This window comes from Mesorhizobium sp. 10J20-29 (genome assembly GCF_054130485.1).
This window is the reverse complement of sequence record NZ_CP199156.1, coordinates 4,396,876-4,415,919: the sequence shown is the minus strand read 5'-3', so window position 1 is coordinate 4,415,919 and position 19,044 is coordinate 4,396,876. Positions and strand designations below refer to the sequence as shown.

Here is a 19,044-nt window from a genome sequence, read left to right as displayed (position 1 = left end):
GCGCCTAGTCCCTGGCGCGCCTTGCCGCGTGGCCCTCGCGGCCGCGCCGGCGCGGCGCGGTATCGCCCGCCACGCCCTCGGCACTGACCGTCTTGCGCGGCGGCAGCTTCACCGCCGCCGACAGTTTCGGGAAGGGATCGACCTTGTTGGGCAGGGCCATGGCGTCGATGAAGAGCTGCTGGAAGTGTGGCTCCAGCGCCGTCTCGATCTTCTCGATGCCGGCGACTTCCTTCTCGATCTCGCGTCGGTAGTCCCGGTTCAGCAGCGCCATCAGTGCGCCGGTGCCCGCGGCATTGCCGACCGCCTTGACCTCGTCGAGGGCGCAGTCCGGGATGAGGCCCAGCACCATGGCGTATTTCGGGTCTATGAAAGAGCCGAAGGCGCCGGCGAAGCGGATCATGTCCACCGTCTCGACGCCCTGCTTTTCCATCAGGAGCTTGATGCCGGCATAGAGCGCGGCTTTGGCGAGCTGGATGGCGCGCACGTCGTTCTGGGTGATGGTGATGCGCGGTTCGCCGTCGCGCAGCAGGTATGACCAGGTGCGGCCGTTCTGCACGATGCGCGGCGAGCGGGCCGCGAGCGAGCCGTCGACGACGCCGTCCTCGGAGATGACGCCCGACAGGTACATCTCGGCCACCACCTCGATGATCGCCGAGCCGCAGATGCCCGTGACGCCGGTCGCCTGGACGGCTTCGTCGAAGCCCGCCTCGTCGGACCATTTTTCCGAGCCGATGACGCGGTATTTCGGCTCCAGCGTCTCCGGGTCGATCCGGACGCGCTCGATGGCGCCCGGCGCGGCGCGCTGGCCAGACGAAATCTCGGCGCCCTCGAAGGCGGGGCCGGTCGGCGAGGAAGCGGCAACGACACGGCTGCGGTTGCCGAGCACGATCTCGGCATTGGTGCCGACATCGACCAGGAGCATCATCTTGTCCTGCCGGTAGGGGCCTTCCGACAGGGTGGCACCCGCGGCGTCGGCGCCGACATGGCCGGCGATGCAGGGCAGCATGTAGACACGCGCGCCGGTATTGATCTTGAGGTTGATCTCGCTCGCCCAGGTATGCACGGCGCCGGAGACGGCGAGCGCGAAGGGCGCCTGACCAAGCTCGGTCGGGTCGATGCCGAGAAACAGATGGTGCATGATCGGGTTGCAGACGAAGACGGCATCGAGGATGTCGTTTCGGTCGACGCCGCTCTCGTCACAGACCTTGGCCGTCAGCTCGTTGACGGCATCGCGGACCGCCCTGGTCATCGCCTCCCGGCCGTCCGGGTTCATCATCACGTATGAGACGCGGCTCATCAGGTCCTCCCCGAAGCGGATCTGCGGGTTTGACGTGCCGGAGGTGGCGAGGATGCGACCGGACAGCAGCGACACCAGGTGCATGGCGATCGTCGTCGAGCCGATGTCGCAGGCGATGCCGTAGGCCTCGTTCTTCAGGCCGGGCGACAGCGAGATGATGGTCGGGCGCGAGGAGTCGAGGTCGCGATGGATGGCCGCGGTGACGCTCCAGCCGCCCTTGCGCAGAATGCCCTGCACCTGCGGCAGCAGGTGCTGCGAGACCAGCAGGTCCTGCCAGCCCCAGTCCTTTTCCAGCATCACCTTCAGCCGGTCGAGATCGCCGAGCGGCTTGTGCATGTCGGGCTCGTCGACCTCGACATAGCAAAGCTGAACGGCCGGGTTGCGCTCGATGATGCGGTCCGTCGCGGCTTTGCGGATCGTCTGCGCGTTGACGACCGTATCCTGCGGCACGTCGATGACGAGGTCGCCCTGGATCGTCGCCGAACAGGACAGGCGGCGACCCTCCATGAGGTTGCGCACCGCGGCGTAGCGCTGTTCCTTGGCGCCCAGGGCCGAGATGTGGTCGTTCGAGGAGACGATCTTGTGCTTGGCGAAATTGCCTTCCTGCACCTCGACCTGGCAGCGGCCGCAGGTGGCGCGCCCGCCGCACACGCTCTCGACATAGACGCCGAGCTGGCGCGCCGCGTCGAGCACGGTGGTGCCGACGGGAAAGCGCCCGCGCTTGCCCGAGGGCATGAACAGGACGAGCGGATCGGTGATGTTTGCGGGAGGGTTCACGGTTGTCTTGCTTAGCCCCGACCCATCCGGGCCTCGCGGCCACCGCGGCGGCGTCCGCCGCCCGAGCCGCCTTCGCCCGGCGCGTTGACCTGCGTCGGCGCTGCAACCGCCGCGCCGCCTTCGGCCGGCTTGTAATCCTTGTAGGTGCGGATCCAGTTGGTGCAGTCCTTGTCGGTGCCGTTCAAGACGTTGGCGCCGCGCACGGCTTCCATTTCCTGCGGCCGGACCGGGTTCATGATGGCGCTGGTCATGCCGGCGCCGATGACCATCGGGATGAAGGCGGCGTTGATGCCGTGGCGGTGCGGCAGGCCGAACGAGATGTTGGACAGGCCGCAGGTCGTGTTGACCTTGAGTTCCTCGCGCAGGCGGCGCAGCAGTGCAAAGACCTGGCGTCCGGCGTCGCCCAGAGCGCCGATAGGCATGACCAGCGGGTCGACCACCACGTCGTGCGCGGGAATGCCGAAATCGGCGCAGCGCTCGACGATCTTCTTGGCGACGGCAAAGCGCACGTCCGGGTCCATCGAAATGCCGGTCTCGTCGTTGGAAATGGCCACGACCGGCACGTTGTACTTCTTGATCAGCGGCAGGATCGCCTCGAGCTTTTCCTCCTCGCCGGTGACGGAGTTCACCAGCGGGCGGCCCTTGGCGACCTTCAGTGCCGCCTCGATCGCAGCGGTGACGGAGGAATCGATCGACAGCGGCAGGTCGACCAGGCCCTGCACGATCTCGAGCGTCTGCACCAGAAGCCCCGGCTCGGTCTCGTTGGGGTTGACCGAAGTGACGCCGGCATTGACGTCGAGCATGGTGGCGCCGCAGGCAGCCTGCTCGAGCGCGTCCTTGATGACGGTTTCAAAATTGCCGGCGATCATCTCGGCGGCGAGCTTCTTGCGGCCGGTCGGATTGATGCGCTCGCCGATGACGCAGAAGGGCTGGTCGAAGCCGATGACGATTTCTCGCGTGGCAGAGGCAACAATCGTGCGGGTCATGAATCTCTCCGTGTGATATAAAGACTTCTTTATATCGTTATCTGATTTCGATCAAGCGCTGGCAGGTTCCGGACGGCTAAGCCGCCTTATTGCGCGGCTTCCTTGACCAGTTGCTGCGGTGTCTTGGCGTTGGCTTCGTCGTGCAGCAGGTGCTCGAGCTGGTCGGCAACCATCTGGTCGTCGGCGCGCGCCTCGCGCTTCCAGGGCTGACGGCCCTTCAGCACGCCCGATTCATGCACGATCTCGGCGACGTATTCCTCCTGGCGGTAGGCCATCACGTGGATGCCGGAGACGCCCGGGATTTCCTTCACCTCGTTGATGATGTCGATGCAGAGCTGCTTGCCTTCCTTCTTCTGGTCGGCAGCGCCCTCGAGCCGCTGGATGACGGAATCGGGAATGTGGATGCCCGGCACGTTGGAGCGGATCCAGCGTGCCGTCTTGGCCGACGCCAGCGGGCCTACGCCGCACAGGATGTAGCAGTTCTCGACATGGCCGAGATCGGTGGCGCGCTTCATGTATTCGCGGAACATCGGCACGTCGAAGCAGTATTGGCTCTGCACGAACTGCGCGCCGGCCTCGATCTTCTTGCCGAGCCGGTGCGGCCGGAAATCATAGGGCGGCGCGAAGGGGTTGATGGCGGCGCCGAGGAACACGGCGGGCGGTGTCGTCAGCTTGCGGCCCGACAGGAACTTTCCGTTGTCGCGCATGATGCGGATGGTTTCGAGCAGCGACATGCAGTCGAGATCGAACACCGGCTTGGCGCCTGGCTGGTCGCCGGCCTGCACGCCGTCGCCGGTCAGGCACAGGATGTTTCCAACGCCCATTGCCGCGGCGCCGAGCACGTCGCCCTGGATGGCGATGCGGTTCTTGTCGCGGCAGGCGATCTGCATGATCGGCGCATAGCCCATGCGGGTCAGCAGCGCGCAGATGCCGACCGAGGACATGTGGCAGTTGGCGCCGGAGGCATCGACGGCGTTGATGCCGTCGACCCAGCCCTCGAAGATCTTGGCGCGGTCGTAGACGTCCTGTGGATTGGCACTGTCGGGCGGGTTGAGCTCGGCGGTGACGGCAAACTCGCCGCGCCGCAGCACGCGCTCCAGCCGGCCGCGCGAGGAATGGCCGGGCAGGGGATCGAGCGGCAGGTCGATGCCGGCCGGGTTCTGGTCGTGAATGCTCATGCTGACACCTGCTTGACCGCTTCGCGCGTCGCCGCGCTCTGGGCGGTGACGCGCAGCCAGGCCGAGGTTTCGCGCAGCGACTGGTCGACCGGCTTCTGGACGTTGAGGATGGCGTCGCCGTTGACCATGTTGCGCGAGCCTTCCCAGGCCTTCACCCAGACGCAGGGCATGTCGGGCTCGACCTCGCAATTGCCGTTGGCGCGGACGCCGCCGCAGGGGCCGTTGCGCAACTGCTTGGGGCAGTTCATCGGGCAGGACATGCCGGTCGAGGACAGCACGCATTGGCCGCACATGCGGCAGTCGAACATGAAGCCCTTCACGCGCTTCTCGACGAATTTGATCGGCCCCTCGACGCGGCCGTAGCCGATGGCGTTCCAGATCGGATGCAGCGTCAGGAAGAGATCGGCGAATTTCGCATAGAACCACTCCAGCGTGCGCGAATGGCGCACCGACCAGAGTCGGATGGCGTAGGAGCGCTGGACGCGGCGCTGCGGCGACACGTCGGCGGGCTTGTAGGCGCTCTTGGGCGCCGTATTCTTGACGATGGTTGCCTGGGTGACGCCCAAGGCGGCGCTCGGCGGCACGGTTTCGGGTGCAGCACTTGCCGGCCCCGCGGCGGTCGTCGAGTGGCGGTTCGTCTCAGGCATTTTCCCGCCCGCCCGCCTTCACGAGCGCGACGAGGCGCTCGCGGTCGTATCTGGCGTCATAGTCGGCAAGCGCCTTGTCGGCCTCGGCCTCGAGATCGTCACCGACCGGAATCGGATCAGCCTTGCGCCATTCTGCCAGGTAGTCGTCGGTCTCGGCCGCGCCGGTGCGCATGGCGCACATGTCGATCGCCTCGGTGAAGCGCAGCGGCAGTTCGCGCTTGGCGTTCTGGCGCCCCTTCTTGACGATGACTTGCGCGGGGATATCGCGCCAGAAGACGATGATCAGGTCGGCCATGCAACTCTCGCGATTTCAAGGATTTCAGCATTGCCGCAAGCGCACGGCCCCTGCTTGTTATGGGACGACGCGCGCGCCTTCAAAAACGACGCGCCGCGGTGTCGCAATCCAAAGACGATCAAATGCGCGTGGCTACCAGACGCCTTTGGTCACGCCTGTCCAGATATAGGACCAGAGCGTCGGGTGGTACCATTGCTGCGAGGGCATGTCGGTCCGGACCGGTCTCAGCCGCCCCTCGAGCGCATCCTCGACCGCGCGGACACAGATATCGCGCGACATGACCGCGAGCCGCAGCGCGTAGTTGGTGAGATTGTCGCCCGCTTCGGGCCTGCCGCGAACCTGGTAGATCACGTCGCCCGTATCGACGCCGGCATCGACCGCATGCACCGTGGCGCCGAAATTATCCGCGTCGCCGGTCGCCAGTGCCCAGTAGGCGCCGTTCATGCCGCGGTATTTCGGGTTGATGCCGGCATGGTAGTTGAGAACCGGGCAGGGGATGCCGTCGAGCGTCGATTGCGACAGCATGCGGCATCCGGCGAGGAGCACGACCTGCGGCCGCAGTTTCTCCAGCGTGTCGACCAGTTCGCGCGAACTGGCCGAGCCCACCGTGACGATCGCCTGGTCCGCGGCGGGCTCCGGCTTCACACTCTCGCCAGCAAGCGCGGTTGCATCGCGTCGGGAGAGAAAGAGCTTGCGGACCCTTGTGAAGACCATGGTGCCGAGCTGGCCGGCAACGTTGAACCAGCCGAGCTTGCGGGCGCGGTTGCGCAGCAGGCGGGCCTTGGATTCCGGCTCTTCCATGACCACGGTCACGGGACCGAGCCTGTCCTGCACGGCGTTGACGATGACCCAGACGTGCGGACCGCCGGCGGTGACGATGACAATACGGGAATCCGGCATCCGGTCCGCTACATCAACCAGCCGAGCGCGGCGTGGGTGGCAAAGCTTGCGGCGCCGATTACGGCCGCGACGATCGCCAGCGAAACGATCCCCACGGTGCCGGCTATGGCAAGCAGGATGCCGTCGCGTTCGGAGAGAGCCAGTCCGAGAAGCGCGGTCGCAAGGGCCGGCAGCCAGTTGCCGAGCGGTATCGGCAGGGTGACGACGATGGCCAGGAACAGCGAGACCATGCCTATCACCCGGTCGCCCTGCCTGCGCCAGAACGGCCAGTAGCGCGGACGGACCAGCCTTTCCAGGCGGATCAGGCGCGGGATGATCCAGTCCATCAAGCGGCGGAACTGGTCGGCGCTCATCGAGCGCTTCATCAGGAAGGAGGGCAGCCATGCCTGCTTGGACCCGTAGACCATCTGGGCCGAGACGATGATCAGCGGGATCCCGAGCACGACGGAGGCGCCGGGCGGCAGCGGCAGCAGGTTGAAGGCGGCAAACAGCACGAGCAGCGGCGCAAAGCTGCGGTTGCCGAGCGCATTGCGCATATGGGCGATGGAAACCGGCCCGTCTGCATCGCGTGCAAGCTGGGCAAACAGCACCGAAAGCCGCCTGGAGCGCCGGTGTTTCGGCGTGCCAATGAGACCGCTCTCAAAACTGTCTGCGTCCGCTTTCATGCCGAATCGATCCCAAGCCCCACCGGGGTACGCCCTGAAGCCCATTCTGTCCCGGGCGGGTTAACCCAAGATGACATGAGTGCTCGGCGCAGCTCTATTTGCCGTGCGGAGGTCGGAAATTCAACCCGCGCGACCCGGTTCAGCGCCGGAACTCCATGATGTCGAGCTTGGAATCATAATAGGGCGCCGGAAGCTCGATGCGCCATGACTGCTCGCCGATGCGGTAGGCATAGCCGACCTGGTCGCTTTCGGGGCCGCTGCCATAGGGCCTGGCCGTCTCATCGTTGACGGAGAAGGAGCCGAGATAGATCAGGCGCGTGTCTCCGTCGTCGTAGAAGCGGCCGGTGGTACGCTGCGAGCCGGTCAGCTTGGTCAGCATCCAGCCGGACCCGTCGTCAGTCACGCGGCACCTGAACCAGCCATAGACGATCAGTTCGGCAAGGCCGCCGGCCTTGATGGTCCGGCATTGCCAGTCGCCGGTGAGGTCAAGACCCTGGAATGACTGCGGCTCCCGGGCGACGAGTTCGTCCAGCACGGCGATGTCGGCAGGCGTGCCGCCCGCCCGGGCCTCGTCGAGCGCGCTCTTGCGCGTCGCATCGAAGGCCTCGAGCCGCGCCTTGTCGCTTTGCGTCATCAGCTTCTGGACGACGCCGTCTGCGAGCGCCGTTCCCGCGGGCAGGAGGAGCAGTGCTGTAAGCGCGAAGTGGCGAAGGGTCATGGCGGTCTCCGTTGTCGGAGACGGATTAGACAGCGGAATCCGGCGCTTTTCTGTCGGACGGCATGTCGGGCCGCTGTTTTGGTCAGGCGCCCGCGGTCATGATTGCCGGCGTCAGGTCGCCATAGCCGGTGAAGCGGTACTCGTAGTCGAGGCCAAGATAGTCAGCCGCCCACTTCGCCTTTTTCTGTAGTTCGGCATCCTCGGTCTGCGCCAGGTAGACGATCTTGGTGTAGTTGCCGAACACCATGTCGCGCAGTTCCGGATGCTCGTCGAGCCTCAGCGGCTCGATGACGAAGGCCTCGAACTGCCGTGCCAGCAGATCGGTCAGGTAGAAGGCAGTGATTTCATCGTGGGAGGCGGCTGCAAATTCTTCGTTGCCTGTAAAGAAGGAATAGCAGTGCGGGCCGCCGATCCGCTCAATGCCTTCCTCGGCGCAGATCTTGTCGAGCTCGCCCTGGGTGCCGCATTCGGCATAGCCGATGAAGATGCGCTGATAGCCCTCGCTGCGGGCTCCGGCGATGGCCGCGCGCATCGCCGGCGCGATCTTCGCAGGATAGACATGCCAGATCGCCGGCAGGCAGACGAGGTCGACATGGGTGAGACCATTGTTGCGGCAGATGGCGATGATTTCGCGCGCGATGGCGCCGCAGGCAATGACCCTCACTCTCCTGTCGAGCGGGGCCGAGGCAGCAATGTTGCCGCCTTTCGCGATCACGTCTGGCGTGTCGACTGGCTTGTCCATCATCGGCCTGCCTGTCGATAGTGCGGCGCTTCTTCCCGCGGGAGCTTGCCCGAGGCGGTCGGAACCGACTATCGTTTCATCCGTTGCCCTGCGCGTCATCAGCCCCTGAGGGAGACACTGTCCATGAAACTGTCGCGTCTAGCGTCGCTTGCCACGATCCTCGTGTGCGCCCTGGCCGTCGCATCCTGCGCAAACACCGTTCGCGGCGTTAAGCGCGATGTCGCAGCCACGGCCAACGCGATCGAAGAATAGCCGGACTGAGCGGCTTAGGCCACCTCCGCAGCGCGTCGCGGCCCGTCCCCGGGCCGTGACCAGCGTGGCCGTTGCTAGGCGCGCACGTTGTGCTTGCGCTTCATGTAGTCCTTGGCTGTCTCGACCGCCACGGCCGCATCGCGGCAGTAGGCGTCTGCACCGACGGCCTTGCCGAATTCCTCGTTGAGCGGCGCGCCGCCAACCAGAACGACGTAGTCGTCGCGGATACCCTTTTCCTTCATCGTGTCGATGACGACCTTCATGTAGGGCATGGTCGTCGTGAGCAGGGCCGACATGCCGATGATGTCGGGCTGATGCTCCTCGATGGCGGCGAGGTATTTTTCGACCGGGTTGTTGATGCCGAGATCGATGACGTCGAAACCGGCGCCTTCCATCATCATGCCGACAAGGTTCTTGCCGATGTCGTGGATGTCGCCCTTGACCGTACCGATCACCATCTTGCCCTGCTTGGGAGCGCCGGTGGCGGCGAGCAGCGGGCGCAGGATGAACATGCCGGCCTTCATGGCATTGGCCGACAACAGCACTTCCGGCACGAAGAGAATGCCGTCGCGGAAGTCCTCGCCGACAATGCGCATGCCCTCGACCAGCGCCTCGGTCAGCACCTTGTAGGGTGCCCAGCCGCGGCCGAGCAGGATCTGCGTGCCTTCTTCGATTTCCTCCTTGAGGCCATCGTAAAGGTCATCATGCATCTGCTGCACGAGCTCGTCGTCGGAGAGTTCGGAAAGGATGATTTCGTCGTCGGACATATTTTTCTATGCTCCAGTTAGAACCGGGCGGGTGTCACGGCGCGCGCTTCTAGGCCCATACCTAGCCTGCACGGTGCCCGAACCCTTAGCTGATTTGCGACTTCCTGCAAAAGGAAAGCGACTGGAAATCAATCGCTTTCCTTGTCGATTTTGCGACAGCTCTTGGCGCTGCCAAGCCGTTTCCAATAAGGTGTATGACTACGATCCGGGCGACGGAGCGCGCGTGATCGCGCCAATATCTTGCAGGACGGATTCTATGGCCGACAATCTCGCTACCGATCAGGAAGCCTCGACGGCACGGCGCGGCCGTGCAGCAAGCGGCGGCGCCGCAGCGAGGCGTGCAGCCCGCTCGGGCGGCGGCCCGGGCATCCAGCAGAGCTACATCAAGCGCGCCATCAAGTCCTTCGAGGTGCTTGACGAGGAAGGCCTGGCGCTGATCGAGGCCAATGCCGACACGGTGCTCGAGGAAACCGGCATCATCTTCCGCGACGACCCCGAGACACTGGCCTTGTGGAAAGAAGCCGGCGCCGACGTTCAGGGAGACCGCGTGCATTTCCCGAAGGGACTGCCGCGCTCGCTGCTGAAGACCGCGCCGTCCACCTTCACCCAGCAGGCGCGCAACCCCGAGCGCTCGGTTCAGATCGGCGGCGACGCCACGGTCTTCGCGCCGGTCTACGGCCCGCCCTTCGTGCGCGACCTCGATGGCGTGCGCCGCTACGCCACCATCGAGGATTTCCGCAATTTCGTGAAGCTCGCCTACATGGCGCCGTCGATCCACCATTCGGGCGGCACCGTATGCGAGCCGGTCGACGTGCCGGTCAACAAGCGCCACCTCGACATGATCTACAGCCACATCAAATATTCCGACAAGCCGTTCATGGGCTCAGTGACGGCGCCCGAGCGCGCCGAGGACACGGTGGCGATGGCCAAGATCGTGTTCGGCGACGACTACGTCGACAACAACACCGTTCTGACGTCGCTGATCAACGCAAACTCGCCGATGGTCTTCGACGACACCATGCTCGGCGCGCTGAAGGTCTATGCGCGGCACAACCAGGCCTGCATCGTCACGCCGTTCATCCTGGCGGGCGCGATGAGCCCGGTTACGGTTGCCGGCACGCTGACGCAGGTATTGGCGGAGGTTCTCGCCGGCGCGGCCGTCACTCAGCTCGTGCGGCCGGGCGCGCCGGTGCTTTTCGGCACCTTCGCCTCGTCGATCTCTATGCAGTCGGGCGCACCGACCTTCGGCACGCCGGAACCGTCGCTGGTCTCCTATGGCGCCGCCCAGCTGGCGCGCCGCCTCGGCCTGCCGTTCCGCACAGGCGGCTCGCTCTGCGCCTCGAAGGTGCCGGATGCCCAGGCGGCCTATGAAAGCGCCAACACGCTGAACTCGACGATCCTTGCCGGCGCCAATTTCGTGCTTCACTCGGCCGGCTGGCTCGAGGGCGGGCTCGCCTCCTGCTACGAGAAGTTCATGATGGACATCGACCAGCTCGGCATGCAGCAGAAATTCGCCCAGGGTGTCGATCTTTCCGAGAACGGCCAGGCAATGGACGCCATCCGCCAGGTCGGTCCGGGCAGCCATTATCTCGGCTGCGACCACACGCAGGCGAACTTCCAGTCGGCCTTCTACCGCTCCGCGATCGCAGACAACAATTCCTACGAGCAGTGGCTGGCTGAAGGCGAGAAGACCGCGCCGCAGCGTGCCAACGAACTGGCGCGGCGCTGGCTCGAAACCTACGAAGCGCCTGCGCTCGACCAGGGCATCGACGACGGGCTCCTCGACTTCATCGCAAGGAAGAAGGAGTCGATGCCCGACGCCTTCACTTGAAAGGAGCCCGATGCAGGCCGGGCTAAAGTGGCCAACATCATTCACAAGGAAGTCTGGCGCAGCGCGTTTTCCGACCCGGACAGAAAGTAGGGCTGCGGCCTGCTGTCGCGGTTGGCGGAAAACGGCCAAGATGAACAAGCGTTAACTTGTGATTTTCCGGGTGCCACAGCCTAATCTTGTGCAGTGCGTCATCGAGGGAAACGACTGCCATGGCTACTCTTCATCGTCCCACGGGCTACTCCACGGCGCAGGTCGCGCTGCACTGGACGATTGCCGTGCTTGTCATTCTCCAGCTCATCATCGGTGAGGACATCGTGCCTGCCTACCGGGCGTTCCGGCGTGGAACCGAAATCTCGGCGGACGCCCTGTTCGACGCCAATATCCACGTCTATGTCGGTATCGCCGTGCTTGTGCTGGCGCTAGCGCGGTTGGGGCTTCGCCTGTGGCGCGGCGTGCCTGCCTATCCCGAGGGCGGCTCGAAGGCGCAGCGCATCGTGGCTGGGATCGTCCACGGGCTGCTCTATGTGGCGATCCTCGGCATGCCGGTGACCGGTGCCCTTGCCTGGTTTCTCGGCGTCGGCGCAGCCGGAGAAGTCCACGAGCTGGCCAAGCCCGTCATCATCGCCGCCGTTGTCCTGCACACGGCGGGGGCGCTGTGGCAGCATTTCTATGCCCGAACCGACGTGCTGACGCGCATGCTGAGGCCGCAAAGAAGCCGGGCGTGACCGCGGGGCAGCCAGCTCGTCTCGAAAATGTCGCCGCGGCGCTCCTGCGCCACGGCCTGATCCTGCGCGGCGGGTTCAACTTCCACCATGAGGACCAGCCGCCGTTCGGCCCCGCCGGGGACCCGGCGCGGGCCGTGCTGCTCGTCGGGCAGGCGGGTGCGGAACCCTGGCCGCATTTCCTGCGCTGGCGCGCGGCGCAGCCCGGCGGACTCGACAATCCGCTGGACGCATGGTCGCGGGCGGTGATCGGTGCGGTTGCCGAAGATTGCGGGGCGAGGGCGGTCTCGCCCAACGATCGGCCCTACCAGCCGTTCCAGCAATGGGCGATGCGTGCCGAGGGATTGCGTCCGTCGCCGCTCGGCATCCTGATGCATCCGGACTACGGATTGTGGCACGCCTATCGCGGCGCGCTGCTCTTCGATGTGGAGCTGGACCTTGCGCCGCCTCGCGCAGCGATTCACCTTTGTGACCTATGTGCCGGAAAACCCTGCCTGAGTGCCTGTCCCGTCGGCGCGCATTCCGCTGCGGGCTTCAACCACGCCGCTTGTCTGACGCATGTGCGCGGCGCGACCGGCCAAGACTGCATGTCGGGCGGCTGTTTCGACCGCAATGCCTGTCCCTATGGGACGGCCTACCGCTATGTTCCGGACCAGCAGGCTTTCCACATGGCGGCCTTCGCGCGCCAGGTGTGAGTGCCTGGCGTCGTTACTCGCCCATCTCGCGGATCAGCCCGTACAGATTTGTCGAGCGGGCGCCGGACCGGCAATAGGCGAAGACCGGGCCCTTCAGGTCCTGCAGGGCCGCGGCCTGCTCGGCGACGTTCTCGCCGGTGACCTGACCGCTGATGACCGGGATGTAGCGGAATTCCAGGCCGGCCGCCTTCGCTGCCGCCTCGACGCTGGCTGCCGAGGGCTGGCCGGGCTGTTCGCCATCCGGCCTGTTGCAGATCACGCTGTTGAAGCCGGCAGCCTTGATGGCGGCCACATCCTGGGGAAGAATCTGTCCGGCAACTGAATACTGGTCGCTGATCTGGCGATATTCCATCTGTCGTCCTCGTTGTGGCGACCGCCTGGCGGTCTGTCGATACAAGTGTATCCATTCCCGAGCCGCCTGGGCAACCGGGAGTTCAGCTTCCCAGTATAGCGCCGCGAATGGCGCCGATGTTGTTTTCCATCAGTTCGAGATAGGTCGCAGCCGGGCCGTCGGGCACCGACAGGGCGTCCGAATAGAGCGTCCCGCCGATCCGCACACCGGTTTCGCCGGCGATCTGCTCGACCAGCCGACGGTTGGTGATGTTCTCGATGAAGATGGCCGAGGCCTTGTCGTGGCGGACCTGCTCGATCAGCGCCGCAACGTCGGCGGCGGAGGCCTCCGCCTCGGTCGATATGCCTTCCGGCGCCAGGAAGGTGAGGCCGTACTCATGCGCAAAATAGCCGAAGGCGTCGTGCGAGGTGATGATGGTGCGCTTGTCGACCGGAATGGCCGCGACCGCAGCACGGACCTTCGCGTCGAGTTCATCGAGCCTTGCGGTATAGGCGGCGGCGTTTGCGCGGTAGGTCGCGCAGCCTACGGCGTCGGCATCGCAGAAGACGTCGGCAATGTTTGCGACATAGATCCTTGCATTCGGGATCGACTGGAAGGCATGCGGGTCGATGGCGCCGTGGCCATGGCCGTCGGCTTCCTCGTCGCCATGGGCGTCGCCGCCCATCTCGCGCGGCTCGACGCCCTTCGTCAGTTCGACGACAGTCGCGCTGGTGGCGCTTGCCTCGACCAGACGCTGCAGAAAGCCCTCGAAATGCAGGCCGTTGACCAGCACCACGTCTGCGCCGGCCATGGCGGCCGCATCGGCCGGCCTCGGCTCGTAGACATGGGCGTCGCTGTCGGGACCGACAAGCGTACTGAGCTCGATGCGGTCACCGCCGACATTTTCCGCGAAGTCGCCGATGATCGAGAAACTTGCAATGACCTTCAGCGGCTCGGCCGCGGCCGGCAGGCTGCCCAGGGTCGTGGCTATCAAGGTGGCGGCAAGCCCAATTCTGCGCAGCATAGGCTGTTCCTTCTTCAGGCGGTACGGTGGCGGTGGTGGCGGACGCGCGCGCGCAGCAGGCCGCGCGGTCCGGCAAGGATCGAGGCGAGATAGACGACGCCGGCGGACAGGATGATCGCCGGCCCGGAGGGCAGGGACGCATGGTAGGACAGGAGCAGTCCGGCGATGCAGGAGGCGAAGCCGATGGCCACTGCCAGCGCGCACATCGGCCCGACCCGGCTTGTCCAGAAGCGCGCAGCGGCAGCCGGCAGCATCATCAATCCGACCGACAGCAGGGTTCCGAGTGCCTGGAAGCCGCCGACGAGATTGAGCACGACAAGGCCGAGGAAGATGAAGTGCACCGGCGTGCCGAGCCGGCTCACCGAGCGCAGGAAGAGCGGATCGAGGCACTCGGCGACAAGCGCCCGCCAGAAGACGGCGAGAAGGAGCAGCGTCGTGCCGGCGATCGTCGCGATCAGTGTGAGGGCCTCGTCGTTCAGCGCCAGCACAGTGCCGAACAGCACGTGCATCAGGTCGACGCTGGAGCCGCGCAGCGACACGATGAGCACGCCCAGCGCCAGCGAGATCAGATAGAAGGCGGCCATCGAGGCGTCCTCCTTCTGGATGGTAAAGCGTGAAACCGCCCCGGCGCCGAGCGCAACGATGACGCCGGCGATCAGCCCGCCGATGGTCATCGGCACGATCTCGAGCCCGTAAAGCAGGAATCCGGCCGCGGCGCCCGGCAGGATGGCGTGCGCCATGGCGTCGCCGGCAAGGCTCATGCGGCGCAGCATCAGGAACACGCCGACCGGGCAGGCGCCGGCCGACAGCATGAGCGAGCCGGCCAATGCGCGCTGCATGAAGCCGAACTCGACGAAGGGCGCAATCAGATGATCGTAGAGCATCAGGCCACCCTGGAGGGGTGGTCATGGGCGTGGTCGCTTGCGTGGCCATGCACATGGCCGATCTCGTCGGTCTCGCACCACGGTGCGTCGTCGAGCCAGGCTTCCTCGAAGCGTCGCGCCTTGAGAAGGTTTTCCGGCTTCAGCGTTTCGGCCGTCGGGCCCCAGGAAACCGGGCGGCGAGCCAGCAGCAGGGTTTCGGGGAAATGCGCCCGCACCAGGTCAAGGTCATGCACGGCGACCATCACGGTGCGGCTTTCGCCATGCCAGCGCTTGATGAGTGCGACAAGGTCGATCACCGTCTTGGCGTCGATGGCGTTGAAGGGTTCGTCGAGCAGGATGATCTCGGCGTCCTGCACCAGCACGCGGGCAAACAGCGCGCGCTGCAACTGCCCGCCCGACAGGGTGTCGATGCCGCGCTTGTCGAAACCCTCGAGGCCCACGGCTGCGAGCGCCCGCGAAACGACGCCGCGATCTTGCGGCGTGAAGCGGCCGAGCAGTCCGCGCTTTGGCCAGAGACCAAGCGAAACGAGATCGACAACGCGGGCCGGAAAGGTGCGGTCGAGCTCGGACTGCTGCGGGAGGTAGGCAATCTGCGCATCGCCGGCCTTCGTCGCGGCGCCTGCCATCGGCTTCAGCACGCCGACGACGCCCTTCATCAAGGTAGACTTTCCCGACCCGTTGGCGCCGACGATTGCGGTCAGCGAACCCTTCTTCACCACGCCATTCAAATGATGCACGGCGGGGTGGCTGCCATAGCCGAGGGTCAGGTCGCGGAAGGTCAGGCAGGCGTCTGTCATGGCGGTTGCGCGAGGGGCTTTTCGGTGGTTCGTCGAGGACAATCTGGTATGTGATGTTATTACATATGTCAACGCGACGGAGTTGCAACCGACCCGCTATCCACCGCGGGGAATGCCTGGCTTACCCAATTTCCGGCTGGCTGCCCTTGCGTTGCGGGGGGTGCAAAACGTAGTGAGGGCCGCACTGAAACAGCAAGGAGACGGCAATGGCCATTCAACGCATCGGTATCGGCAAACGCATGAGCGACATTGTCGTCAACAACGGCACCATCTACCTGTCCGGCCAGGTCGGCGCGGGCGACAGCGTTGCCGCGCAGACCAAGGACATCCTGGCGACCATCGACGCGCTGCTGGCCAAGGCCGGTTCAAGCAAGGCCAACATACTGCAGGCGATCATCTGGCTCGACGACATGGCGAATTTCGCCGAGATGAACTCGGTGTGGGACGCCTGGGTCGACCCGGCCAACCCGCCGGCGCGCGCCACCGGCGAGGCCAAGCTCGCCACGCCGCAGTACAAGGTCGAGATCATCGTTACTGCCGCCGTCGGCTGACGGCGATCCGGCCTATTGGGCCGGCTGAAGATCGGGCGCATCGGCGGGGACGCCGTTGCGCTCGAGATCGGCGATCAGCTCTTCCATCTCGCCGATCTCTTCCACCTGCGCCTTGATAATGCCGTCGGCAAGTTCGCGCACCCTCGGGTCGCGGATATGGGCGCGCCGGCTGGTCATGATGGCTATCGAGTGGTGCGGGATCATCGCCTTCATGTAGGAAACGTCGTCGACCGTCTCCTGGCTGCGCACCAGCCACAGCGAAGCGGCGAAGACGATCACGCTGCCAGCGAAGATCGCCATGTTGGTGGCGCGGCTGTCGTACATCTTTAGCATGAAGGCCAGCATGATGAAGGCCATCACGGCGCCCATCAGCAACGCCATCCAGGCGCGCGTCTGGCTGAACCAGACATGGTCGATTGCGTAGGTGTTGAGATACATCAGGCCGAACATCACGACCGTCGAGGTTGCGATCATGGCGGCGAAGCGTCCGTAGGACATTGGCGTCTCCCTTGGTTCCGGTGTCGGGTACCAAAGTCGAAAAGGCGCCGGGTGTTCCCTCGCAGTCCTAGGGGGCGCCGATAACCACCCCCGTCATCGCGGCGACAGCAGCGCCGGTGGTCAGCCCCTCGTCGCGGGTCAGCGTGCGCCAGGTAGCAAAACTCATGGCGAGGCCAAGCAGCGCCACGGCCGGCGGCCGCAACCCATCGCCGAGCACGGCCCGGCAGGCCGCCATGGGCGGACCCATCGTCGCTTCCACGATGTCGCGCGTAAGGGCGTGGTGCTCGGCGTCGCGCAGCACGCAGGCTGCGAGATCGGCATTGCGTTCGTACCAGCCGTAAATCGCCGCGAGCCCGGTTCTGAGCTTTTCCCCCCGGTCGCCGATCTCCTGCCAGGACTGCGGGTCCGGGAGCGGGTCGCGCTGCATGGCCAGCCCGGAACAGGCCTCGAACAGCAGCCTCTCGTCCGGAAAATGCGCATAGAGCGTATGCCGCTGCACGCCGGCGCGTTCGGCAACCATCGAAAGGCTCGTCGCTGCCGGCCCGACGCTGCCATGCAGGTCCACCGCCGCCTCGACGATGCGCTGCCGCGTCTCCGCCTGCTGTTCTGCCCGCTTTCCGAGTGTGTATGTCCGCGCCATTTATTTTCACTGCACAATGGCGTTCATCCAATATTGACGAAGGCCGTAAAATTCAATACACAGCCATGTACTATGAAATTGAACCGGCTGTCCAGCGCCCTTCGCCTGCCACAGCCAAACCTTGTGCTCTTGACCGTGAGGACGTCATGGAAACCAGGATTTCCGAGATCGCAGATGGCATATTCCGACTGTCGACCTTCGTAGCCGATATCGCGCCGCCGGCCGGCTTCACCTTCAACCAGTTCCTCGTCATGGGCGACGAGCCGCTGATGTTCCACACGGGCTTGCGCAAGATGTTCGCGCTCAACCGCGAGGCACTTTCGCGTATCCTGCCGCCCGAGAAGCTGCGCTGGCTGGCCTTCGGCCACTTCGAGGCCGACGAATGCGGTGCCATGAACGAATGGCTGGCCGTAGCACCGCAGGCGACGCCAGCGCATGGCGCCACCGGCTGCATGGTCTCGCTCGACGACTTCGCCGACCGCAAGCCGCGCATGCTGGCCGATGGCGAGGTCATCGACCTCGGCGGCGGCAAGCGCGTGCGCTTCATCGACACGCCGCATACGCCGCACGGCTGGGACGCCGGCGTGATGTTCGAGGAAACCACGGGCACGCTGATGTGCGGCGACCTGTTCACGCAGCTCGGCAACGACCGTGACATCACCGGCAGCGACATCGTCGGCCCGGCCGTCGCGGCAGAGGACCTGTTCAACTATTCGAGCCTCAACCCGGGCATGGGCGCGACGATCCGGGGCCTTTCGGCGCTGGCGCCGAAGACGCTTGCCCTGATGCACGGCCCGTCCTTCGAGGGCGACGGTGCTGCAGCCCTTTCCGTGCTCGCCGACGACTACGACCGTCGGGTCTCGGGCCGGATGGACCGCGCCAGCCTCACCGCGCAGGCAGCCGAGTAACCCGCGCACTCATCGACAGGCTCGCGGCAGCACCCACGCCGCCGCGAGCCTGCTGCGACGAGCCGCCGCAATATCGAAAGACCGGAACTCGTCCATTCAGGTCTCTTCCGCCCGGCGGGAAAAGCCTCTAAGGGAAGGGCGGTCACTGGCGCGAAGCTCCTTCGATGAACATCCGTCGTCTTCTGTCGTATCTCGGCGACGGGCTCGCCCGCCTGGTGCTCGCACTGGCGTTGATCGCCGCCTCGCTGGCAGCGGCTGACGCCCACATCCCGACAGCCCCAACGCCGAAATCGCTGCTAACCGCCGCTCCCGATTCGGGCCCTTCGGCCTTGCTGCGGTTCACGCATCCCGAACAGGACCTCGAGACCCGAAACGGGCAGCACAGCAAGATCTTCCCGGCTTCCGACGGGGCGCTGCGGCCGGAGGATGCGGCTCTTTGCCTGCCGCACCCCGACGCGGCCGGTTCCGCCCCGGCTTGGCTGTCGATGCACGACGGTCGCGTCCGGCTGACGCGTGTGCGCGGTCCACCGCGGGACTGAGGACTGCCGGTCTCCGGACCATCCACACCCCTCATCAATCTCGCCACGCCGCCGGCAGCCGAATATCGGCTGGCCCCCGCGTGGACCTGGGACACGTCTCATGACTCGCCATCTCACTGTGCGGACCTTCACCTATTTCGTGTCGGCCGCGTTCTTTCTGTCCGTCCAGATCGTGTTCTGCTTCGGCACCCTGGGCTGGCTCATTGCCGCCATTCTGGGGGTCGAAGGCAAAGACCTCTGGATAATCGCCGCGGTCCTCGCCATCCCCACGGCGGTCCTCATCCTCAAGGTATGGCTGGTCGCCTACAACGCCGAAACCGACCCGGCAAACCACATGTAGGCGGTAGCGCATTTCGCTCGGGGGACGCGCGCTGCGCCGTGCGTCCCCGCATGCTGCGTG

24 protein-coding genes are annotated in these 19,044 nt (G+C 65.4%); 8 read left to right on the top strand and 16 right to left on the bottom strand.

Annotation, left to right across the window (positions count from 1 at the left end):
* Positions 1-4: 4 nt before the first annotated feature.
* The 9 genes from ACT2BZ_RS21125 to ACT2BZ_RS21085 all read right to left on the bottom strand — a co-directional run bounded on the left by ACT2BZ_RS21125 (position 5) and on the right by ACT2BZ_RS21085 (position 8,208).
* Positions 5-2,032 (bottom strand): ASKHA domain-containing protein, encoded by a 2,028-nt coding sequence (locus tag ACT2BZ_RS21125; protein WP_457941399.1) that lies wholly within the window; start codon positions 2,030-2,032, stop codon positions 5-7.
* A 53-nt stretch (positions 2,033-2,085) separates the two neighbouring features.
* Complete coding sequence (locus ACT2BZ_RS21120) at positions 2,086-3,060, bottom strand: methyltetrahydrofolate cobalamin methyltransferase (RefSeq protein ID WP_457937515.1); 975 nt, start codon at positions 3,058-3,060, stop codon at positions 2,086-2,088.
* 86 nt (positions 3,061-3,146) lie between these two features.
* A complete protein-coding gene (locus tag ACT2BZ_RS21115) occupies positions 3,147-4,238 on the bottom strand; it encodes a methylenetetrahydrofolate reductase (protein ID WP_457937513.1) in 1,092 nt (363 codons plus the stop codon).
* On the bottom strand, positions 4,235-4,885 hold the full coding sequence (locus ACT2BZ_RS21110) for a methylenetetrahydrofolate reductase C-terminal domain-containing protein (RefSeq protein WP_457937512.1): 651 nt from the start codon (positions 4,883-4,885) through the stop codon (positions 4,235-4,237). Before ACT2BZ_RS21110 ends, ACT2BZ_RS21115 begins: the two co-directional genes overlap by 4 nt.
* A complete protein-coding gene (locus tag ACT2BZ_RS21105; protein ID WP_457937511.1) occupies positions 4,878-5,180 on the bottom strand; it encodes a virulence factor in 303 nt (100 codons plus the stop codon). The genes ACT2BZ_RS21110 and ACT2BZ_RS21105 overlap by 8 nt, the downstream gene beginning before the upstream one ends.
* Positions 5,181-5,312: 132 nt before the next feature.
* Positions 5,313-6,080: a formyl transferase gene (locus ACT2BZ_RS21100; protein WP_457937509.1), complete on the bottom strand. Its 768-nt coding sequence runs from the start codon at positions 6,078-6,080 to the stop codon at positions 5,313-5,315.
* Between the two features lie 8 nt (positions 6,081-6,088).
* Positions 6,089-6,745 (bottom strand): exopolysaccharide biosynthesis protein, encoded by a 657-nt coding sequence (locus tag ACT2BZ_RS21095; RefSeq protein WP_457937508.1) that lies wholly within the window; start codon positions 6,743-6,745, stop codon positions 6,089-6,091.
* A gap of 139 nt (positions 6,746-6,884) precedes the next feature.
* Entirely contained in the window at positions 6,885-7,463 is a 579-nt protein-coding gene (locus ACT2BZ_RS21090) for a DUF4893 domain-containing protein (protein ID WP_457937506.1), read from the bottom strand.
* 82 nt (positions 7,464-7,545) lie between these two features.
* Positions 7,546-8,208, bottom strand: a complete 663-nt coding sequence (locus tag ACT2BZ_RS21085; RefSeq protein WP_457937505.1) for a DUF1638 domain-containing protein — start codon at positions 8,206-8,208, stop codon at positions 7,546-7,548.
* A 120-nt stretch (positions 8,209-8,328) separates the two neighbouring features.
* On the opposite strand from ACT2BZ_RS21085, the gene ACT2BZ_RS21080 reads away from it, so the two are divergent.
* A complete protein-coding gene (locus ACT2BZ_RS21080; protein ID WP_457937503.1) occupies positions 8,329-8,457 on the top strand; it encodes an EncA/B family entericidin in 129 nt (42 codons plus the stop codon).
* A 74-nt stretch (positions 8,458-8,531) separates the two neighbouring features.
* Here ACT2BZ_RS21080 and ACT2BZ_RS21075 read toward each other — a convergent pair whose 3' ends face one another.
* Entirely contained in the window at positions 8,532-9,224 is a 693-nt protein-coding gene (locus ACT2BZ_RS21075) for a corrinoid protein (protein ID WP_457937501.1), read from the bottom strand.
* Between the two features lie 256 nt (positions 9,225-9,480).
* Here ACT2BZ_RS21075 and ACT2BZ_RS21070 point away from each other — a divergent pair, with 256 nt between their 5' ends.
* The 3 genes from ACT2BZ_RS21070 (at position 9,481) to ACT2BZ_RS21060 (ending at position 12,472) form a co-directional block, all read left to right on the top strand.
* Entirely contained in the window at positions 9,481-11,055 is a 1,575-nt protein-coding gene (locus ACT2BZ_RS21070) for a trimethylamine methyltransferase family protein (protein ID WP_457937499.1), read from the top strand.
* A gap of 209 nt (positions 11,056-11,264) precedes the next feature.
* Entirely contained in the window at positions 11,265-11,780 is a 516-nt protein-coding gene (locus tag ACT2BZ_RS21065) for a cytochrome b (protein WP_457937497.1), read from the top strand.
* Complete coding sequence (locus ACT2BZ_RS21060) at positions 11,777-12,472, top strand: hypothetical protein (protein ID WP_457937496.1); 696 nt, start codon at positions 11,777-11,779, stop codon at positions 12,470-12,472. The genes ACT2BZ_RS21065 and ACT2BZ_RS21060 overlap by 4 nt, the downstream gene beginning before the upstream one ends.
* 13 nt (positions 12,473-12,485) lie before the next feature.
* Here ACT2BZ_RS21060 and ACT2BZ_RS21055 read toward each other — a convergent pair whose 3' ends face one another.
* The 4 genes from ACT2BZ_RS21055 to aztA all read right to left on the bottom strand — a co-directional run bounded on the left by ACT2BZ_RS21055 (position 12,486) and on the right by aztA (position 15,508).
* Complete coding sequence (locus ACT2BZ_RS21055; protein ID WP_457937494.1) at positions 12,486-12,824, bottom strand: TIGR01244 family sulfur transferase; 339 nt, start codon at positions 12,822-12,824, stop codon at positions 12,486-12,488.
* 82 nt (positions 12,825-12,906) lie between these two features.
* Positions 12,907-13,827 (bottom strand): zinc ABC transporter substrate-binding protein AztC, encoded by a 921-nt coding sequence (aztC, locus tag ACT2BZ_RS21050; RefSeq protein ID WP_457937493.1) that lies wholly within the window; start codon positions 13,825-13,827, stop codon positions 12,907-12,909.
* A 14-nt stretch (positions 13,828-13,841) separates the two neighbouring features.
* Positions 13,842-14,711 (bottom strand): zinc ABC transporter permease AztB, encoded by an 870-nt coding sequence (gene aztB / locus ACT2BZ_RS21045; RefSeq protein ID WP_457937491.1) that lies wholly within the window; start codon positions 14,709-14,711, stop codon positions 13,842-13,844.
* Positions 14,711-15,508, bottom strand: a complete 798-nt coding sequence (gene aztA / locus ACT2BZ_RS21040) for a zinc ABC transporter ATP-binding protein AztA (RefSeq protein WP_457937489.1) — start codon at positions 15,506-15,508, stop codon at positions 14,711-14,713. The genes aztB and aztA overlap by 1 nt, the downstream gene beginning before the upstream one ends.
* 206 nt (positions 15,509-15,714) lie before the next feature.
* On the opposite strand from aztA, the gene ACT2BZ_RS21035 reads away from it, so the two are divergent.
* The gene (locus tag ACT2BZ_RS21035; protein ID WP_457937488.1) at positions 15,715-16,059 is read left to right on the top strand and encodes a RidA family protein; all 345 of its coding nucleotides are present in this window, start codon (positions 15,715-15,717) and stop codon (positions 16,057-16,059) included.
* Between the two features lie 12 nt (positions 16,060-16,071).
* Here the strand turns inward: ACT2BZ_RS21035 and ACT2BZ_RS21030 are convergent, their stop codons facing one another.
* Together ACT2BZ_RS21030 and ACT2BZ_RS21025 are read right to left on the bottom strand one after the other, a co-directional pair.
* On the bottom strand, positions 16,072-16,557 hold the full coding sequence (locus ACT2BZ_RS21030; RefSeq protein ID WP_457937487.1) for a DUF305 domain-containing protein: 486 nt from the start codon (positions 16,555-16,557) through the stop codon (positions 16,072-16,074).
* Positions 16,558-16,624: 67 nt separating this feature from the next.
* Positions 16,625-17,197: a TetR/AcrR family transcriptional regulator gene (locus tag ACT2BZ_RS21025; RefSeq protein ID WP_457937485.1), complete on the bottom strand. Its 573-nt coding sequence runs from the start codon at positions 17,195-17,197 to the stop codon at positions 16,625-16,627.
* A 146-nt stretch (positions 17,198-17,343) separates the two neighbouring features.
* Between ACT2BZ_RS21025 and ACT2BZ_RS21020 the strand changes: the two genes are divergently transcribed.
* From ACT2BZ_RS21020 to ACT2BZ_RS21010, 3 genes are all read left to right on the top strand, one after another.
* Positions 17,344-18,105, top strand: coding sequence for an oxygen-binding di-iron domain-containing protein (locus tag ACT2BZ_RS21020; protein WP_457937483.1), 762 nt, complete (start codon positions 17,344-17,346; stop codon positions 18,103-18,105).
* Positions 18,106-18,269: 164 nt separating this feature from the next.
* Positions 18,270-18,644 carry a hypothetical protein gene (locus tag ACT2BZ_RS21015; protein ID WP_457937481.1) on the top strand — a complete coding sequence of 125 codons (375 nt, stop codon included), beginning with the start codon at positions 18,270-18,272 and terminating at the stop codon, positions 18,642-18,644.
* Positions 18,645-18,744: 100 nt separating this feature from the next.
* On the top strand, positions 18,745-18,984 hold the full coding sequence (locus ACT2BZ_RS21010) for a hypothetical protein (RefSeq protein WP_457937480.1): 240 nt from the start codon (positions 18,745-18,747) through the stop codon (positions 18,982-18,984).
* Positions 18,985-19,044: the final 60 nt, after the last annotated feature.

What these genes read in the sequence shown, in the direction of transcription:
- ACT2BZ_RS21125 (WP_457941399.1), bottom strand. Translation starts at nt 2,032, where the DNA reads ATGCCCTCGGGCAAGCGCGGGCGCTTTCCCGTCGGCACCACCGTGCTC.
- ACT2BZ_RS21120 (WP_457937515.1), bottom strand. Translation starts at nt 3,060, where the DNA reads ATGACCCGCACGATTGTTGCCTCTGCCACGCGAGAAATCGTCATCGGC.
- ACT2BZ_RS21115 (WP_457937513.1), bottom strand. Translation starts at nt 4,238, where the DNA reads ATGAGCATTCACGACCAGAACCCGGCCGGCATCGACCTGCCGCTCGAT.
- ACT2BZ_RS21110 (WP_457937512.1), bottom strand. Translation starts at nt 4,885, where the DNA reads ATGCCTGAGACGAACCGCCACTCGACGACCGCCGCGGGGCCGGCAAGT.
- ACT2BZ_RS21105 (WP_457937511.1), bottom strand. Translation starts at nt 5,180, where the DNA reads ATGGCCGACCTGATCATCGTCTTCTGGCGCGATATCCCCGCGCAAGTC.
- ACT2BZ_RS21100 (WP_457937509.1), bottom strand. Translation starts at nt 6,080, where the DNA reads ATGCCGGATTCCCGTATTGTCATCGTCACCGCCGGCGGTCCGCACGTC.
- ACT2BZ_RS21095 (WP_457937508.1), bottom strand. Translation starts at nt 6,745, where the DNA reads ATGAAAGCGGACGCAGACAGTTTTGAGAGCGGTCTCATTGGCACGCCG.
- ACT2BZ_RS21090 (WP_457937506.1), bottom strand. Translation starts at nt 7,463, where the DNA reads ATGACCCTTCGCCACTTCGCGCTTACAGCACTGCTCCTCCTGCCCGCG.
- ACT2BZ_RS21085 (WP_457937505.1), bottom strand. Translation starts at nt 8,208, where the DNA reads ATGATGGACAAGCCAGTCGACACGCCAGACGTGATCGCGAAAGGCGGC.
- ACT2BZ_RS21080 (WP_457937503.1), top strand. Translation starts at nt 8,329, where the DNA reads ATGAAACTGTCGCGTCTAGCGTCGCTTGCCACGATCCTCGTGTGCGCC.
- ACT2BZ_RS21075 (WP_457937501.1), bottom strand. Translation starts at nt 9,224, where the DNA reads ATGTCCGACGACGAAATCATCCTTTCCGAACTCTCCGACGACGAGCTC.
- ACT2BZ_RS21070 (WP_457937499.1), top strand. Translation starts at nt 9,481, where the DNA reads ATGGCCGACAATCTCGCTACCGATCAGGAAGCCTCGACGGCACGGCGC.
- ACT2BZ_RS21065 (WP_457937497.1), top strand. Translation starts at nt 11,265, where the DNA reads ATGGCTACTCTTCATCGTCCCACGGGCTACTCCACGGCGCAGGTCGCG.
- ACT2BZ_RS21055 (WP_457937494.1), bottom strand. Translation starts at nt 12,824, where the DNA reads ATGGAATATCGCCAGATCAGCGACCAGTATTCAGTTGCCGGACAGATT.
- aztC (WP_457937493.1), bottom strand. Translation starts at nt 13,827, where the DNA reads ATGCTGCGCAGAATTGGGCTTGCCGCCACCTTGATAGCCACGACCCTG.
- aztB (WP_457937491.1), bottom strand. Translation starts at nt 14,711, where the DNA reads ATGCTCTACGATCATCTGATTGCGCCCTTCGTCGAGTTCGGCTTCATG.
- aztA (WP_457937489.1), bottom strand. Translation starts at nt 15,508, where the DNA reads ATGACAGACGCCTGCCTGACCTTCCGCGACCTGACCCTCGGCTATGGC.
- ACT2BZ_RS21035 (WP_457937488.1), top strand. Translation starts at nt 15,715, where the DNA reads ATGGCCATTCAACGCATCGGTATCGGCAAACGCATGAGCGACATTGTC.
- ACT2BZ_RS21030 (WP_457937487.1), bottom strand. Translation starts at nt 16,557, where the DNA reads ATGTCCTACGGACGCTTCGCCGCCATGATCGCAACCTCGACGGTCGTG.
- ACT2BZ_RS21025 (WP_457937485.1), bottom strand. Translation starts at nt 17,197, where the DNA reads ATGGCGCGGACATACACACTCGGAAAGCGGGCAGAACAGCAGGCGGAG.
- ACT2BZ_RS21020 (WP_457937483.1), top strand. Translation starts at nt 17,344, where the DNA reads ATGGAAACCAGGATTTCCGAGATCGCAGATGGCATATTCCGACTGTCG.
- ACT2BZ_RS21015 (WP_457937481.1), top strand. Translation starts at nt 18,270, where the DNA reads ATGAACATCCGTCGTCTTCTGTCGTATCTCGGCGACGGGCTCGCCCGC.
- ACT2BZ_RS21010 (WP_457937480.1), top strand. Translation starts at nt 18,745, where the DNA reads ATGACTCGCCATCTCACTGTGCGGACCTTCACCTATTTCGTGTCGGCC.